This window comes from Dechloromonas sp. HYN0024 (assembly GCF_003441615.1).
GTDB lineage: Bacteria > Pseudomonadota > Gammaproteobacteria > Burkholderiales > Rhodocyclaceae > Azonexus.
In genome coordinates, this window is sequence record NZ_CP031842.1 from 2887241 (window position 1) to 2901384 (window position 14144).

12 protein-coding genes are annotated in these 14144 nt (G+C 62.4%); 4 read left to right on the forward strand and 8 right to left on the reverse strand.

The annotated features are described in order from the left end of the window. The first annotated feature begins 23 nt into the window (after nucleotides 1-23). Together HYN24_RS13885 and HYN24_RS13890 are read left to right on the forward strand one after the other, a co-directional pair. Nucleotides 24-1478, forward strand: a complete 1455-nt coding sequence (locus HYN24_RS13885; RefSeq protein WP_117609802.1) for an NAD-dependent succinate-semialdehyde dehydrogenase — start codon at nucleotides 24-26, stop codon at nucleotides 1476-1478. A gap of 2 nt (nucleotides 1479-1480) precedes the next feature. After that, nucleotides 1481-2122, forward strand: a complete 642-nt coding sequence (locus HYN24_RS13890; RefSeq protein WP_117609803.1) for a hypothetical protein — start codon at nucleotides 1481-1483, stop codon at nucleotides 2120-2122. 4 nt (nucleotides 2123-2126) lie between these two features. Here HYN24_RS13890 and HYN24_RS15980 read toward each other — a convergent pair whose 3' ends face one another. The 8 genes from HYN24_RS15980 to glnL all read right to left on the reverse strand — a co-directional run bounded on the left by HYN24_RS15980 (nucleotide 2127) and on the right by glnL (nucleotide 9796). Next, a complete protein-coding gene (locus tag HYN24_RS15980) occupies nucleotides 2127-2282 on the reverse strand; it encodes a hypothetical protein (RefSeq protein ID WP_162888748.1) in 156 nt (51 codons plus the stop codon). Continuing rightward, a complete protein-coding gene (locus HYN24_RS13895) occupies nucleotides 2282-4210 on the reverse strand; it encodes a DUF4178 domain-containing protein (protein WP_117609804.1) in 1929 nt (642 codons plus the stop codon). The genes HYN24_RS15980 and HYN24_RS13895 overlap by 1 nt, the downstream gene beginning before the upstream one ends. A gap of 10 nt (nucleotides 4211-4220) precedes the next feature. Further along, complete coding sequence (locus tag HYN24_RS13900; protein WP_117609805.1) at nucleotides 4221-5225, reverse strand: SPFH domain-containing protein; 1005 nt, start codon at nucleotides 5223-5225, stop codon at nucleotides 4221-4223. An 18-nt stretch (nucleotides 5226-5243) separates the two neighbouring features. Further along, nucleotides 5244-5645 (reverse strand): DUF350 domain-containing protein, encoded by a 402-nt coding sequence (locus tag HYN24_RS13905; protein WP_117609806.1) that lies wholly within the window; start codon nucleotides 5643-5645, stop codon nucleotides 5244-5246. Between the two features lie 64 nt (nucleotides 5646-5709). Then, on the reverse strand, nucleotides 5710-6426 hold the full coding sequence (locus tag HYN24_RS13910) for a type III pantothenate kinase (protein ID WP_117609807.1): 717 nt from the start codon (nucleotides 6424-6426) through the stop codon (nucleotides 5710-5712). Beyond that, nucleotides 6423-7241, reverse strand: a complete 819-nt coding sequence (locus HYN24_RS13915) for a biotin--[acetyl-CoA-carboxylase] ligase (protein ID WP_117609808.1) — start codon at nucleotides 7239-7241, stop codon at nucleotides 6423-6425. The genes HYN24_RS13910 and HYN24_RS13915 overlap by 4 nt, the downstream gene beginning before the upstream one ends. Nucleotides 7242-7251: 10 nt before the next feature. Then, the gene (ntrC, locus tag HYN24_RS13920; RefSeq protein WP_117609809.1) at nucleotides 7252-8664 is read right to left on the reverse strand and encodes a nitrogen regulation protein NR(I); all 1413 of its coding nucleotides are present in this window, start codon (nucleotides 8662-8664) and stop codon (nucleotides 7252-7254) included. A gap of 49 nt (nucleotides 8665-8713) precedes the next feature. Continuing rightward, nucleotides 8714-9796: a nitrogen regulation protein NR(II) gene (gene glnL, locus HYN24_RS13925; RefSeq protein ID WP_117609810.1), complete on the reverse strand. Its 1083-nt coding sequence runs from the start codon at nucleotides 9794-9796 to the stop codon at nucleotides 8714-8716. A 92-nt stretch (nucleotides 9797-9888) separates the two neighbouring features. Between glnL and HYN24_RS13930 the strand changes: the two genes are divergently transcribed. After that, the gene (locus HYN24_RS13930; RefSeq protein WP_205421398.1) at nucleotides 9889-10977 is read left to right on the forward strand and encodes an efflux RND transporter periplasmic adaptor subunit; all 1089 of its coding nucleotides are present in this window, start codon (nucleotides 9889-9891) and stop codon (nucleotides 10975-10977) included. 1 nt (nucleotide 10978) lies between these two features. Further along, nucleotides 10979-14122, forward strand: a complete 3144-nt coding sequence (locus HYN24_RS13935) for an efflux RND transporter permease subunit (RefSeq protein ID WP_117609812.1) — start codon at nucleotides 10979-10981, stop codon at nucleotides 14120-14122. Nucleotides 14123-14144: the final 22 nt, after the last annotated feature.

A 14144-nucleotide genomic window follows, 5' to 3' on the forward strand; every position in this document is an offset into this window, starting at 1 on the left:
TTTCTACAGGAATTTTCAAGGCCATGAACTTACAGAACACACAGTTGCTCCGGTCAACCAACCTGATCGGCGGACATTGGGTCAATGCCGACGATGGTGCGCTGCTGGCCGTCACCAACCCGGCGACCGGGGACAAGCTGGCCGATGTTCCCCTATGCGGTGCCGCTGAAACGCAGCGGGCGATTGCCGCGGCCAATGCCGCCTGGCCGGCCTGGCGGGCGCTCACGGCCCGCCGTCGGGCACAGTTGCTGCAGGCCTGGAACCGCCTGATTCTGGACAATGCCGACGATCTCGCTCAACTGATTACCGCCGAATGCGGCAAACCCCTGGCCGAAGCCAAGGGCGAGGTCATTTACGGAGCCTCCTTCATCGAATGGTTTGCCGAAGAGGGCAAGCGCACCTACGGTGAAAGCATCCCCAGCCCGGCTTGGAATACCCGCCTGATCGTCATCAAACAGCCGATTGGGGTGTGTGCGGCGATTACCCCGTGGAACTTCCCGCTCGCCATGATCACCCGCAAGGTGGCACCGGCGCTGGCGGCCGGTTGCCCGGTGGTCGTCAAGCCGGCCGAAGCGACGCCCTTGAGCGCCCTGGCCCTGGCCGTACTGGCCGAGCAGGCCGGCTTCCCGGCCGGTGTCTTCAACGTCGTGACCGGCCAGCCGGCTGCTATCGGCGGCGAACTGTGCGCCAACCCCATCGTCCGCAAGCTATCGTTTACCGGCTCGACCGGGGTCGGTCGCCTGCTCATGGCACAGTGTGCGCCGACCATCAAGAAACTGTCGCTGGAACTGGGCGGGAATGCGCCTTTCATCGTCTTCAACGATGCCGATGTCGACGCTGCGGTCGACGGCGCGCTCGCCGCCAAATACCGTAACACCGGCCAGACCTGCGTGTGCGCCAACCGCTTTCTGGTGCAATCGGGCATCTACGAGGAGTTCGCCCGGAAGTTTGCCGACAAGGCACGCAGCCTCAAGGTCGGCAACGGCACCGAGGCCGGGGTCGCGCAAGGCCCGCTGATCAATGCTGCCGGACTGGCCAAGGTTGAGGATCATGTCGCCGATGCGCTCAGCAAGGGGGCCCGCGTCCTGTGCGGTGGCACCCGCCACGAACGCGGCGGCAACTTCTTCCAGCCGACCGTGCTGGCCGATGTAACAACCGCCATGAAGGTCGCCCGCGAGGAAACCTTCGGCCCGGTTGCCCCGATTTTCCGATTCGAGACCGAAGCGGAAGCCATCGCCATGGCCAACGACACCGAGTTCGGGCTGGCCGCCTATTTCTTCAGCCGCGACGTCGGCCGTTGCTGGCGCGTCGGCGAGGCCCTCGAATACGGCATGGTTGGCGTCAATACCGGGATGATCTCCAACGAGGTCGCACCCTTCGGCGGTATCAAGCAATCCGGCCTCGGCCGTGAAGGCTCGAAATACGGCATCGAGGACTATCTGGAAATCAAATACCTTTGCTTTGACGTCAACGGCTGAGCATGGGCAAGCTCATCGTTATCGGACTGCTGGCGCTGGTCGCCGCACTGCTCTGGCGAGCCTGGATCCGTCAGCGGCGGGCGGCCTACATTGCCGCCTTTCCCTACCAGCGCCTGATCGACCAGCGACTGGCGGCATGCCGACCCGAACTGACGGCCGCACAGCGCGCCGAGGTTTTCGCCGGGCTGGTCGATTACTTCCAGCTTTGCCGCAAGGCGGGCCGGCGCATGGTGGCCATGCCCTCGCAGGCGGTGGACGAAGCCTGGCATGAATTCATCCTGTTCACCCGCCAGTACGACAAGTTCTGCCGCCACGCTTTTGGCCGTTTTCTGCACCACACCCCGGCCGAGGCAATGAGCACCCCGACGCAGGCGAGCGATGGCCTGAAACGCGCCTGGCGACTGGCCTGCGCCAGCGAGAAAATCGACCCGAAAAAGCCGGATCGCCTGCCCCGCCTGTTCGCGCTCGATGCGGCGCTGGGCATCAGCGGCGGCTTCGTGTATCAACTCGACTGCCTGGCCGCCCAAGGCGCTGGCGTCGGATCCGCTTATTGCGCCAGCCATATCGGCTGTGGCGGCGGCTGTGGCGGCGATGCCGTGTCGTCCGATGGCGGGGGATGCGGGGGCGGTTGCGGCGGCGACTAGCCCACTACTTGTGATAGGTCCGGCTACTGCCACCAGAGCCGCCGGAACCCCCATGCGCCGACCGCGCCTCGTTGTCGAACATGTTCCAGCCTTCCAGTTGGGCGTAAGCAAAAAGCAGTACGGCAAAGATACCGGCCAGCAGGTTGATTTTGGTGAACATCAATCGTCTCCGCTCGCGTCGCCACCATGCACCGGCGGGTGATCACTTTCGGCCCAGCGCCGCGCCTCGAAGGCAGCCTGACGTAAGGCGCTGAAAACCGGAAAAACCAGAAGAAAAATAATCACCATCACAAAATTGGACCAGCCGGCCCCGGCGATGTGTACTTCCACCGTGTCGCGCACGACGACAGGTTTTTCCGGTGCCATGTCGGGATCGACGGTCAGGTAATAGGTGCCCGGGGGAATATTGCGGAAAACCACCTCGTCCTCGCGGCTGCCTTCCGACCACGAACCACCGTCGTAGCCACTGTAGAAAGACAAGGCCTGCGAGGTCGGCCAGACAGCGCCAGTCGCCTTGTTAACCAGCATCAGGTCGAGGCCGATCCAGTTGTTGTCGAGCGACGTAAGGTTCTTGACGGCAATCTTGCGCGCCTTTCCGGTGATCTCGAATTCGCGGGTCTGCACCTCTCCGGCCATCTTTGGATCAAACATGAACTCCTGGCGCAGCAACAACTTGCCGCCGGCAAAAAAGACAAACCACGCCTGGATCAGGACCACGGCCAGCACGAATTTCCAGAACAGCACCCACACCCGCTCGCTGTTTTTGGCCCATGGATTGATCTGGTTGGCAAAGACACCGACCGGCCCGGGTAGCGCTTCGGGCAAGCTGAAGGCCTCGGCGATAACGGCTGGCTCGACATAGCGGCTCTGTGACCAGTTGAGATCGGTGCCGGTCGATTCGCTCGACAGCATGAGGGGTGGCGCCACATAGTCGACAATACGGGCCGTTTCCCCCCGCCTGACTCGCCACGTGAACTCGCCGCTGACCTGGACCACCTCGGCGGCCTGAGTTGTCGAGAAATGCTTGAAACGCTGGCCGCCGAAACGGATGCTATCGACTTCGATGACATGGCTGACGCTGGGCGGTCTCGACAAGCTATCGGCGATATTCCAGTGGCCGTTGTATTCGGTCAGCCAGCGATAGGTCCCGTGTCCGGCCGCCAGCAGATATTCGCGCCAGTCGTAAGAAATGCCATCGACCCGGGTCTGCCTGACGAGAAAGCCAATGACTTCGACCGGGCTGCCGTCCAGCCGACCCGTGGTCCCCAATGGCAAACGCGGCTCATAGATGGGGTTGCGGACACCCAGCGCCGTCGTCAGCACCCGGTGATTCGGGTCGGCAGTATCGACCACTGCGCCGCAGGCCACACAACCGACCGACAGAATCTCGGCAGACCTGGCCGACATCGGCGAACCACAGGCCGGACAACGGAAAACCTGCGCCTGCACGGTCACCGTCGGAAGCGCCATCCCGTCACGCAGGCCATTCATCTGCAACGATGCGAAATCAACGACTTCGCCGACAAAAAACAGGGGGGGTGTTTCGGAATAATCGAGGGTGGCGAAGCTGGCCTGATTTCTCAGGTCGACCGTCGCCACCGGGTAGCCGGCCCCGACCTTGAATGGCAACTCGCCCTGCCCGGCGACGCACTCGGCGTTTTCAACATTGCTTACCGTCCACGTCTGGCTGGCCAGAACGAAGCGCTGGCCAATGGTCAGGTCAGCAAAGGCCGGCAGCGCCTCCCCGACGAACTCCGCAAAAGTGAGCACATACTCTCCACCCGCCTCCGTCAGCCATCCGGTCCGCATGTCATCGAACAACAGATGCCATTCATTCCACAAACCCTGGCCATACTTGATCTGGATGCGTCCGATGAGGGCGAAATGGACGCCCTTGTAGCGCCCTTCTACCCCCAGTTGCAGCGGCGAGCGGTCGTCGACCAGCGCCGCCATCTTGCCGATGTCTTCCAGATTCTGGTCGTGGCGAACCAGCGTGCTCTGGCAGTACTCACAGACAGCAAAGACCGAGGACGCCGATTTGAAGACAACCGGCGCCCCGCAGGAAGGGCATGATGCACTGACGGACACGGGTTAGCGGTCAGCTCAGTTTTTTGAGCAGCTCCGCCTTTTTGGCGTCGAACTCGGCCTGACTCAGGATGCCTTTTTCGACCAGACCGTGCAGTTTTTCCAGCGTCGCCACGACCTCGTCGGCACTCACACTGCCAGCCGCCGAAGCCGGCTGCAAGGCGGCACCCATGACCTGCCCGACGACCTGACCAAAACCGACACCAGCACCGAGTCCTACCCCCATCGCCGCCATGCCGCCCTCGTTCTTGGCCGCATCCGGGATGCTGTTGGCGACCTGATACTGGGTATAGCGTTGCATGTCGCCAATCATGTTCATGCCGATCTTCTGGTCGAGAACCTTTTGCAACTCTTCCGGCAGCGAAACGTTCTGGACGACCAGCGAATCGAGCATCAACCCATATTCGGCAAACATCGGTGCAGCCTTGGCCTGCATCGCCTTGCCGAACTCGTCCTGATTGGCCGCCATGTCGATGAACGCCACGCCGGATTCGCCGAACAGGTCGGTCAGGCCGGCGACCAGGGTATTGCGCAACTGGCCCTCGAGTTCTTCACGGCCATAGCTGTCGCGGGTGCCGGAAATCTTCTGGTAGAACGTCTTGGCGTCGGTCAGGTGATATGAATAGATGCCGAAGGCACGTAGACGGACGACGCCGAATTCCTTGTCGCGAATGGTGATCGGGTTGGGCGTCCCCCACTTCTGATCAATCTGGGTGCGCGTCGAGAAGAAGTAAACATCCGACTTGAACGGCGATTCGAACAGCTTGTCCCAGTTTTTCAGATAGGTCAGGACCGGCAGGGTCTGCGTCGTCAACCGGTACATACCAGGGGCAAAGACATCGGCGACCTGGCCTTCGTTGACGAACATCGCCACCTGCGTATCGCGCACGGTCAGGCTGGCCCCGTTCTGGATTTCCATTTCGGCCATCGGGAAGCGCCAGGCCAGCGTGCCGTCGCCCTCCTCGGTCCATTGCAGAATGTCGATAAACTGCTTCTTGATGAAGTCCATCAGGGCCATTGGAGTCTCCTTGGAAGGTCAGGCAATGCAGCCGGCATTGAGGATGCCGATACCGAGAGAAAGTGAGGCGAGGAATATTCCCGAGGCGATCTTGCCCTGGGGAATATTGAGATTGATCTGTGGCAAGGCCAGACGCGCCACGACGTAGGTGGTCAACTGGACGACGCAGGCAACGATGCCCCAGCCGATCATCACCTCGATGTTGTGGCTGGTGACCACGGCGACAGCAATGGGCAGCGCATAACCGACGATGGCCCCGGCCAGGCTGATGGCCGCCGCGACATTGCCCTCGCGGATCAACTGCAATTCGCTATAGGGGGTGACAAAGACGTAGAGCACGACAAAGACGGCAAGCAGGCCGATGGCCGTCGCGAAATAGCCGGCAAAGGCGGGCAGACTACTGATGACCGGATCGAACATGGAATCTCCCGGAGGTGGGGCAATGACAGGGGATTGTCACCGCTCGCCGTGGTTTGTTCAAGCCTCAGGCCGCAAGCGCCAGACGGAGCAGGCCTTCCATCGGCAGGTTATCGACCGAGCGCCATCGAATTGACAGATGGGGCGCCAGACTGGCGGCATTGCCCCCGGACAGCAGGCAGACCTTGTCGATATTCCCCAACCGCTGCCAGGCGCGCTCAATGGCCCCGACCTGCGCCTCGATGGTGCCACTGACGATGGCATCGTCAGTACAGCGTGGATAGGTCGCATGGCCACCATTGGCAAAGGGCAGAGCAGCCGTATCGGCAGCCAGCGAGCGCCGCATCAGTTCGCCGCCCGGCAGGATCAGGCCGCCGAGAAAGTTGCCGTCGGCATCCAGCGTATCGATGGTTGTCGCCGTACCGGCCATGACGACGATGGCCGCACTCTGGCTCAGACCACGGGCGCCCATCAGCGCACACCAACGGTCGACGCCAAGTTGCCCGGGATTACGGTAATGACTGGTAACGCCGCAGCGGCTGGCTTCCGAGCGAGCTTCGACAAAAACTCCCTGCCACGCGGCAAGATGCTGGCGAATCCGGCCGCCCGCTTCGACCCCGGCCACGTTGGCCAGCATCACCTTGTCAGGCGTCGGCCAGTCGACGGGCAGCTGCGCCAATTGGCCACTGTCGGCGTGGGTGACAGCCCCCTGGGCAAGCCAACGGTCACCGTCGTGCACACCCCATTTGATGCGGCTATTGCCACTATCCAGGCAGATGATCATGGGCAGCCCTCACCGATGGTAGTTCCTGCGGGGCGCAGGCTGACATCACCGGAAAATATGCGCTCAAGGCCAATTTCCGTTTCGAGCAGCAGAGCACCATCGTCATCGACGCCCAGACAGCGCCCGGCTTTGGTCACCTCGCCTTCGCCGAAAAGTTGCACCGCCTGATCCTGCCAAGCATGCAGACGCTGCCATTCGTCTTTCAGTCCGGCAAAGCCGCGCACCGAAAACCGGTCGAGCACCCCGGCCAAATGGGTGAGAATGGCCGCCAGCACATCATGCCGGTCTATTGGCCCGAGGCCGGCCTGGCTTACACCGGCTGCCGGCTGTGGCAGATCGCCAACGGGCGGCGACAGGTTGAGACCGATACCGATGATTGTCTGCATGCCGCGCCGGTCAGACGACAGTTCGATCAGGATGCCGGCCAGCTTGGCAAAATCCTGACCGGTACGGAGCAATACATCGTTCGGCCATTTGAGACAAAGGCCTTGCGCGCCAAGACTTTCCATCGCCCGCACCAGACCGACGCCAACCGCCAGCGACAGGCCACTCAAGCTGGCCGGGTGGCCGGCGAAACGCCAAAGCAGGGAAAAAGTCAGACTGGATTCGGGCGAAGACAACCAGCTTCGCCCGCGCCGCCCCCGGCCGGCTCTTTGCCGGTCAGCGACGACGACCGTGCCCGAGGGCGCGCCCGCCTCGGCCCGGCGCATCAGTTCGCTGTTGGTCGAGTCGCACACGTCCAGAGCATCGACGTCAAAACGACCCGCCAGGTCGCCCAGGCGGGCCTTCAACAGAACAGGATCAATCAGGGTCATGCGATGGATTTTACTCTGCCGCGTGCTCCTTGCCGCCATCGATGCCGAGTTCGGCGATCTTGCGGGTGATCGTATTGCGCCCGATACCGAGCGCCTGTGCCGCCTCGATCCGGCGACCACCGGTATGGGCCAGCGCGCGGGCGATCAGGATCCGCTCGAAGACCTGCGACAGCACACCATGAATATCCGGCACGCCGCGCGCCAGGAGACGGTCAACCTCGCCCTCCAGCGCTCCTTCCCAATCGGTCGCCAGCATCACCGGGGTTGCTTCGCGCAGTTCGCCGGGCAGGTCGCCGATATCGACTTGCTGCCCCGGCGCCATGACAGTCAGCCAGTGGCAGAGATTTTCGAGCTGACGAACGTTGCCTTGGAAATCAAGGCCGCTCATGTACTTGAGCGCAGCTTCCGTCAGGCGCTTGGTTTCAACCCCGAGTTCCCGCGCGCTCTTTTGCAGGAAATGACGAGCAAGCAGCGGAATATCTTCGCGCCGCTCGCGCAGGGCAGGCAGGCGGACGCGGATGACATTGAGACGATGAAAGAGGTCTTCGCGGAACAGGCCATCCTTGACCCGCGTATCGAGGTTCTGGTGCGTCGCGGCAATGACCCGGACGTTGGCCTTGATCGGCGAATGACCGCCGACGCGGTAGAAGTGCCCGTCCGACAGAACACGCAGCAGACGGGTCTGCAATTCGGCCGGCATGTCGCCGATTTCGTCGAGAAACAGGGTACCGCTCTCGGCCTGCTCGAAGCGGCCGCGCCGTTGCGCCTGCGCCCCGGTAAAGGCACCGCGCTCATGACCGAACAGCTCGGACTCGAGCAGGTCCTTCGGGATCGCTGCCGTATTGATGGCGATGAAGGGCTTGTCGGCCCGCGGACTGTGGCGGTGCAGGGCGCGCGCCACCAGTTCCTTGCCCGAACCCGACTCGCCAGTAATCAGCACGGTGGCGTGCGACAGGGCCAAACGGCCAATGGCCCGAAAGACTTCCTGCATGGCCGGTGCCTGACCGAGGATCTCGGGGACCAGCCCTTCCTCCTCCGCCGCACCACTCTGGTGCATGGATTCATCAATGGCGCGTCGGATAAGCTCCACAGCCTGATCGACGTCAAAGGGTTTGGGCAGGTATTCGAAGGCGCCGCCCTGGAATGCCGCAACCGCACTTTCCAGATCGGAATAGGCGGTCATGATGATGACCGGCACTGACGGAAAACGGGTTTTTACCTCCTGCAGCAGCTCAAGCCCCGACTGGCCGGGCATGCGGATGTCGGAAAGCAGTACTTGCGGGGGTTCAATGCCTTGTTCGAGCTGCGAAATCGCCTCGCTGGCCGAGGCATAACTCTTGAACGGGATACCTTCGCGGGACAGGGTTTTTTCCAGCACCCAGCGAATGGAGCGGTCGTCGTCTACGATCCAGACGGGTTTCATATTTTGATGGCTCATTTTGTGTTCACAATGAGCATTACCGAAGCAAGACTCAAGCCTGCTCGACCGGCAGATTCAGTGTGAACACCGTATTCCCCGGCCGACTGACACAATTGATCGTCCCGTGATGGTGCTGGATGAAATTCTGGGCGATGGTCAGACCGAGGCCGCTCCCCCCTTCACGCCCGGAAACCAGCGGGTAGAACATGCGCTCGCGGATCGCGTCAGGAATGCCCGGCCCGTTGTCGATGACCTTTAGCTCCATGGCCAGGCGATAGCGCTTCTTGGCCAGCGTTACCTGGCGCAGGGAGCGCGTACGGAGAATGATTTCGCCTTCGCCGCCCATCGCCTGGGCGGCATTGCGGGCTATATTGAGAACGGCCTGGATCAGTTGCTCGCGGTCGCCGACCAACTCCGGAAGACTGGTGTCATAATCACGACGAACACTGAGCGAACCGGGAAACTCCGCAGTCAGCAGGCTACGCACTCTCTCGAGGATTTCATGGATATTCACCGTCGTCGGCAACATTGCCCGGTGCGGCGTCAACAGCCGCTGCATCAAGTCCTGCAGGCGATCCGCCTCCTTGATGATGACCTGCGTGTACTCCTTGAGCGACGGGGCGTTGGCCAGATGGGCCAGTTCATGTTCGAGCAGTTGGGCCGCACCGCGGATGCCGCCCAGGGGATTCTTGATTTCATGCGCCAGATTGCGGATCAGTTCTCGGCTGACCTGCTGCTGCTCGATCAGGCGCTCTTCGCGGGTCGACGCCAGATGATGCTGGATCGGTTGCAGTTCGAGCAGCAAGCGGACGCCGGGCGCGATATCGGGGCGCAGCGGCGTCACCGTGCAGTTGATATTGAGGACCTCACCATCGCTGCGCTTCAATTCGATGTTCTGGCCGGTGTAGCCCCAGTTGTTGTTAAGCCCGTTATCAAGTGCCGACTGCAGGGTCGCCGAACAGGTGCACACCGCCGCCAGCGTTTTTCCGGCCACGACGCGACCACTCACGGCGAGAAGATTTTCGCCCGCGGCATTGATATAGCGAATGGCCAACCCGTCATCCAGCAGGAGTACGGCCGAAGCCAGCAGATCAAGGCCGGCAAAGGAAGAATGGGTCACGTTCATGTTCGCCATTGTAACGATTTGAACGTCGCCCTCGACGATAACTTGCCTTACTGACCCATCGTTCATTATCATCCACGGACTCGCTACCGGATCTTGATAAAATGCCTAACTTCGCTCCCCGCATCGCCACCCTGCTGATGCTCGCTGCCACCACCCTGGCCGGTTGCGGCTCAGGCGAAGCGCCGCCACCGGCCAGCCGTGCCGTGCTCGTTCAGGCGGCAGGCAACGTGGCGACAGCCGGCGGTATCTATACCGGCGAGATTCGCGCCCGCCACGAAGTTGATCTGGCTTTCCGCGTCGGCGGCAAGATCGGCGCCCGCCTTGTTGATGCCGGCGCCGAGATCAAAGCCGGGCAGCCGCTCGCCCGCCTTGATCCGGCCGATCTTGAACTCGCCGCCGCCGCGGCCCGGGCGCAATTGAGCGCCGCCGAAAGTGAGCAGACCACAGCCCGTGCCGAGCGTGAGCGTTATGCCGGACTCCTCGCCAAGAAATTCGTCAGCCAAGCCGCTTTTGATGCCAAGGACAACGCCTGGAACAGCGCCCAGGGCCGCCTCGAGCAAGCCCGCGCGCAAAGCCGGATCAGTGGCAACCAGGCTGCTTACGGCACCCTGAGCAGCGAATTTCCCGCCGTCGTCACCGCCGTACTGGCCGATGCCGGCCAGGTAGTCAGCGCTGGCCAGGCCGTATTGCGTGTCGCCCGACCGGAAGAGAAGGAAGTGGCCATTGCCATTCCCGAAAGCCGTCTGGCCGAGCTGAAAGCCGCAAAAACACTGGCCGTCAGCCTGTGGGCTGACCCAAAACTGGCCCTGCGCGGCGAACTGCGCGAATTGTCGCCAGCCGCCGACCCGGCCACCCGCACCTACGCTGCCCGCATCCGCATTCTTCAGCCGCCGCCCGAAGTGCGCCTCGGCATGACGGCGCGAGTGGCCGTCGACAGCAGCGCCGAAAGCACCTTGCTGGTGCCGCTGAGCGCCATCATCGATCTCGGCCAAGGGCCGCTGGTCCGCGTCGTCAAGGACGGCAAGGTAGTTTCCCGCCCGGTCCAGGTCGCCCGCTTCCGTGAAGACGGTGCGGCCCTGAGCGGCGGACTGGAAGCAGGCGAACTGGTCATCATCAACGGTTCCGGCAAGCTGGTCGACGGCCAGGAGGTCCAGGCCCGTCCAGTCACCGCCCCGGAACGGCAGCGCTGAGATGAGCCACCGCTTCAATCTGTCCGACTGGACCCTGCACCACCGCACACTGGTTGGCTATTTCCTTCTCGCCATCGCGGTAATGGGCGTTATTGCCTTCAGCCGGCTCGGCCAGGCCGAAGACCCGCCATTCACCTTCAAAGTCATGGTCATCCGCACGCTGTGGCCGGGAGCGACGGCGCGCCAGGTCGAACAGCAACTGACTGACAAAATTGAGAAAAAGCTTCAGGAAACACCATACATTGACCGGGTATCCAGCTTTTCCCGCCCCGGCGAGTCGACCGTGCTGTTCTTCGCCCTCGACAGCACACCGCCGGGCAGTGTTCCTGATGTCTACTATCAGGTGCGCAAGAAAATCGGCGACATCCGGCACACCCTGCCGAGCGGCATTCAGGGGCCTTTTTTCAACGACGAGTACGGCGACGTTTTTGGCAATATTTACGCCTTGACTGCCGAAGGCCTCGATTATCCGCAGATGAAGGATATGGCCGAGCGTGTTCGTGACAATCTGCTGCGCGTGCCGCAGGTCGGCAAGGTCGAAATATTCGGCATCCAGGACGAGAAGATTTACGTCGAACTCTCCAACAGCAAGCTGGCAACCCTAGGGATCGATCTGGCCACCATCACCCAGGCCCTCAACCAGCAAAATGCGGTCGCCGCCACCGGCTTTTTCGAAACATCCAGCGAACGCATCCAGATTCACCCCGGTGGTGCCTTCAACAGCGTGCAGGCAGTGGCCGACACGCTGATCCGCTCCGGCAACCGCAGTTTTCGACTCGGCGACATTGCCGAGGTGCACCGCGGCGGCATCGACCCGCCAGCCACCCAGGTCCGTTATGGTGGCAAGCGGGCCCTGGCCATCGGCGTCACCATGGCCAAGGGGGGCGACATCATCGAACTCGGCAAGGCCTTAAGCAGCCGTGTCGCGACGCTTCAGGCGGCGCTCCCGGTCGGCGTCGACATCGGCGTCGCGATCAGTCAGCCGACCGCTGTCGCCCGCTCGGTCAAGGCCTTCACCCAGGCCCTGACCGAAGCCGTCGCCGTTGTCATGCTGGTCACCTTCCTCAGTCTCGGCATCCGTACCGGACTGGTCGTCGCCATTTCCATTCCGCTCGTTCTGGCTGCGACTTTCCTCGCCATGTATCTGTTCAACGTCGGCCTCCACAAGGTGTCGCTCGGCGCCCTCGTACTCGCCCTAGGCCTGCTGGTGGACGATGCCATCATCGCCGTCGAGATGATGTGGGTGAAGATGGAACAAGGCTGGGAACGTACCCGCGCCGCCTCCTTCGCCTACACCAGCACGGCCGGCCCGATGTTGTCGGGGACACTGGTCACCGTCGCCGGTTTCATTCCGATCGCCCTGGCCAAGTCGTCAACCGGCGAATACGCCTTCGCCTTCTTCCAGATCAATGTCTTTGCCCTGCTCATTTCCTGGCTGGCTGCGGTCATTGCCATTCCCTGGCTCGGCTACAAGCTGCTCCCCGATCCACGGGCGGCGCACACGCCCGGCCGCCTGGCCCAACGGCTACCGCGACTGGCCTGGCTGGCCGACAAACTCGGCCTCAACGGCCCGGCCCATGCCGAAGACCACGACGTTTACGGCACCGCGTTCTATACCCGCTTTCGCCAGTTGGTCAGCTGGTGCGTCAGTCGGCGCTGGCTGGTCATCGGCATCACCATTGCCCTCTTTGCCCTGTCCATCGTCGGCATGGGCAAGGTGCAGAAGCAGTTCTTCCCGAACTCGACACGTCTTGAGCTGAACGTCGAACTGCGCCTGCCCGAAGGTGCCTCGATTGCTGCCATCGACGCCGAAGTCCGCCAACTTGAGAGATGGCTGGACAAGGACAAGACCGAATTCGACCAGTTTGAGCACTTCATCGCCTACATCGGCTCCGGTTCGCCCCGTTACTACCTCAGCCTCGACCAGCAGATGCCGTCAAGCAATGTCGGCCAGTTCGTCATCGTGACGCGCAACGTCGAGGCCCGCGAGGCCCTGCGCGAGCGCCTGATCAAGCTGTTCGACAGCGACAGCTTCGCCGCCCGGGGCAATATCGCCCGCATCGAAAACGGCCCGCCGGTCGGCTACCCGGTGCAATACCGCGTTTCCGGCGAAGACCCGGCGATCCTGCGCCAGGTGGCTGGCCAGGTCGCCACGGCGATGCGCCAGGACCCGGAACTGTCGAACATCAATGTTGACTGGAGCGAACTGTCAAAGTCGGTGGAGATCGAAATCGACCAGGACAAGGCCCGACTGCTCGGCGTGTCCAGCCAGGATATCGCCGCGCTGCTCAACATGTCGCTCAACGGTTTTACCGTGACCACCTATCGCGAGGGCGAAAAGAGTATCGACGTCGTGCTCCGTGGCGACCGTGAGGAACGCAGTCACCTCTCGTCCCTCGACGATCTTTCGGTGCCGACCCGCGCCGGCAAAAGCGTACCGCTGAGCCAGATCGGCCGCCTCAAGCATAGCTTCGAACCCGGCCTGATCTGGCGCCGCGATCGCCTGCCGACCATCACGGTCCGCGCCAATCTCTACGACAAGACGCAGCCGGCGACAATCGTCGGCCATCTCAAACCGGCCATCGATGCCATCCAGGCCAAGCTCCCGGAGGGCTATCACATCGCCACCGGCGGCTCGGTCGAAGAGTCCTCGAAAGGCTCCGGCTCGGTGATGGCCGGCATCCCGCTGTTCGTACTGGTCGTGGTCACCGTCCTGATGATCCAGTTGCAGAGTGTTTCCCGCGTCGTCATGGTTTTGCTCACCGCACCACTCGGCATCATCGGCATCACCCTGTTCCTGCTCGTCTTCAACCAGCCCTTCGGCTTCATGGCCCTGCTCGGCACCATCGCCCTGTTCGGCATGATCATGCGCAACGCCGTCATTCTCGTCGACCAGATCGAACAGGACATGGCGGCAGGCCGCCCGCGCCGGGAAGCCATTGTCGAATCGACCGTGCGGCGTTTTCGGCCGATTGTGCTGACTGCCGCTGCTGCCGTGCTGGCAATGATTCCCCTGTCGCACAACGATTTTTTCGGGCCGATGGCCGTCGCCATCATGGGCGGCCTGATGGTCGCCACGGCCCTGACCCTGCTCTTCCTGCCGGCGCTCTATGCGGCCTGGTACAAGGTCAGGATCAAGGACTAACGGCTGGCGTCACAGACAAAAA

Excerpts from the sequence above, each read along its gene's own strand:
- HYN24_RS13885 (WP_117609802.1), top strand. The coding sequence starts at position 24 with ATGAACTTACAGAACACACAGTTGCTCCGGTCAACCAACCTGATCGGC.
- HYN24_RS13890 (WP_117609803.1), top strand. The coding sequence starts at position 1,481 with ATGGGCAAGCTCATCGTTATCGGACTGCTGGCGCTGGTCGCCGCACTG.
- HYN24_RS15980 (WP_162888748.1), bottom strand. The coding sequence starts at position 2,282 with ATGTTCACCAAAATCAACCTGCTGGCCGGTATCTTTGCCGTACTGCTT.
- HYN24_RS13900 (WP_117609805.1), bottom strand. The coding sequence starts at position 5,225 with ATGGCCCTGATGGACTTCATCAAGAAGCAGTTTATCGACATTCTGCAA.
- HYN24_RS13905 (WP_117609806.1), bottom strand. The coding sequence starts at position 5,645 with ATGTTCGATCCGGTCATCAGTAGTCTGCCCGCCTTTGCCGGCTATTTC.
- HYN24_RS13910 (WP_117609807.1), bottom strand. The coding sequence starts at position 6,426 with ATGATCATCTGCCTGGATAGTGGCAATAGCCGCATCAAATGGGGTGTG.
- HYN24_RS13915 (WP_117609808.1), bottom strand. The coding sequence starts at position 7,241 with ATGACCCTGATTGATCCTGTTCTGTTGAAGGCCCGCCTGGGCGACCTG.
- ntrC (WP_117609809.1), bottom strand. The coding sequence starts at position 8,664 with ATGAAACCCGTCTGGATCGTAGACGACGACCGCTCCATTCGCTGGGTG.
- glnL (WP_117609810.1), bottom strand. The coding sequence starts at position 9,796 with ATGGCGAACATGAACGTGACCCATTCTTCCTTTGCCGGCCTTGATCTG.
- HYN24_RS13930 (WP_205421398.1), top strand. The coding sequence starts at position 9,889 with ATGCCTAACTTCGCTCCCCGCATCGCCACCCTGCTGATGCTCGCTGCC.
- HYN24_RS13935 (WP_117609812.1), top strand. The coding sequence starts at position 10,979 with ATGAGCCACCGCTTCAATCTGTCCGACTGGACCCTGCACCACCGCACA.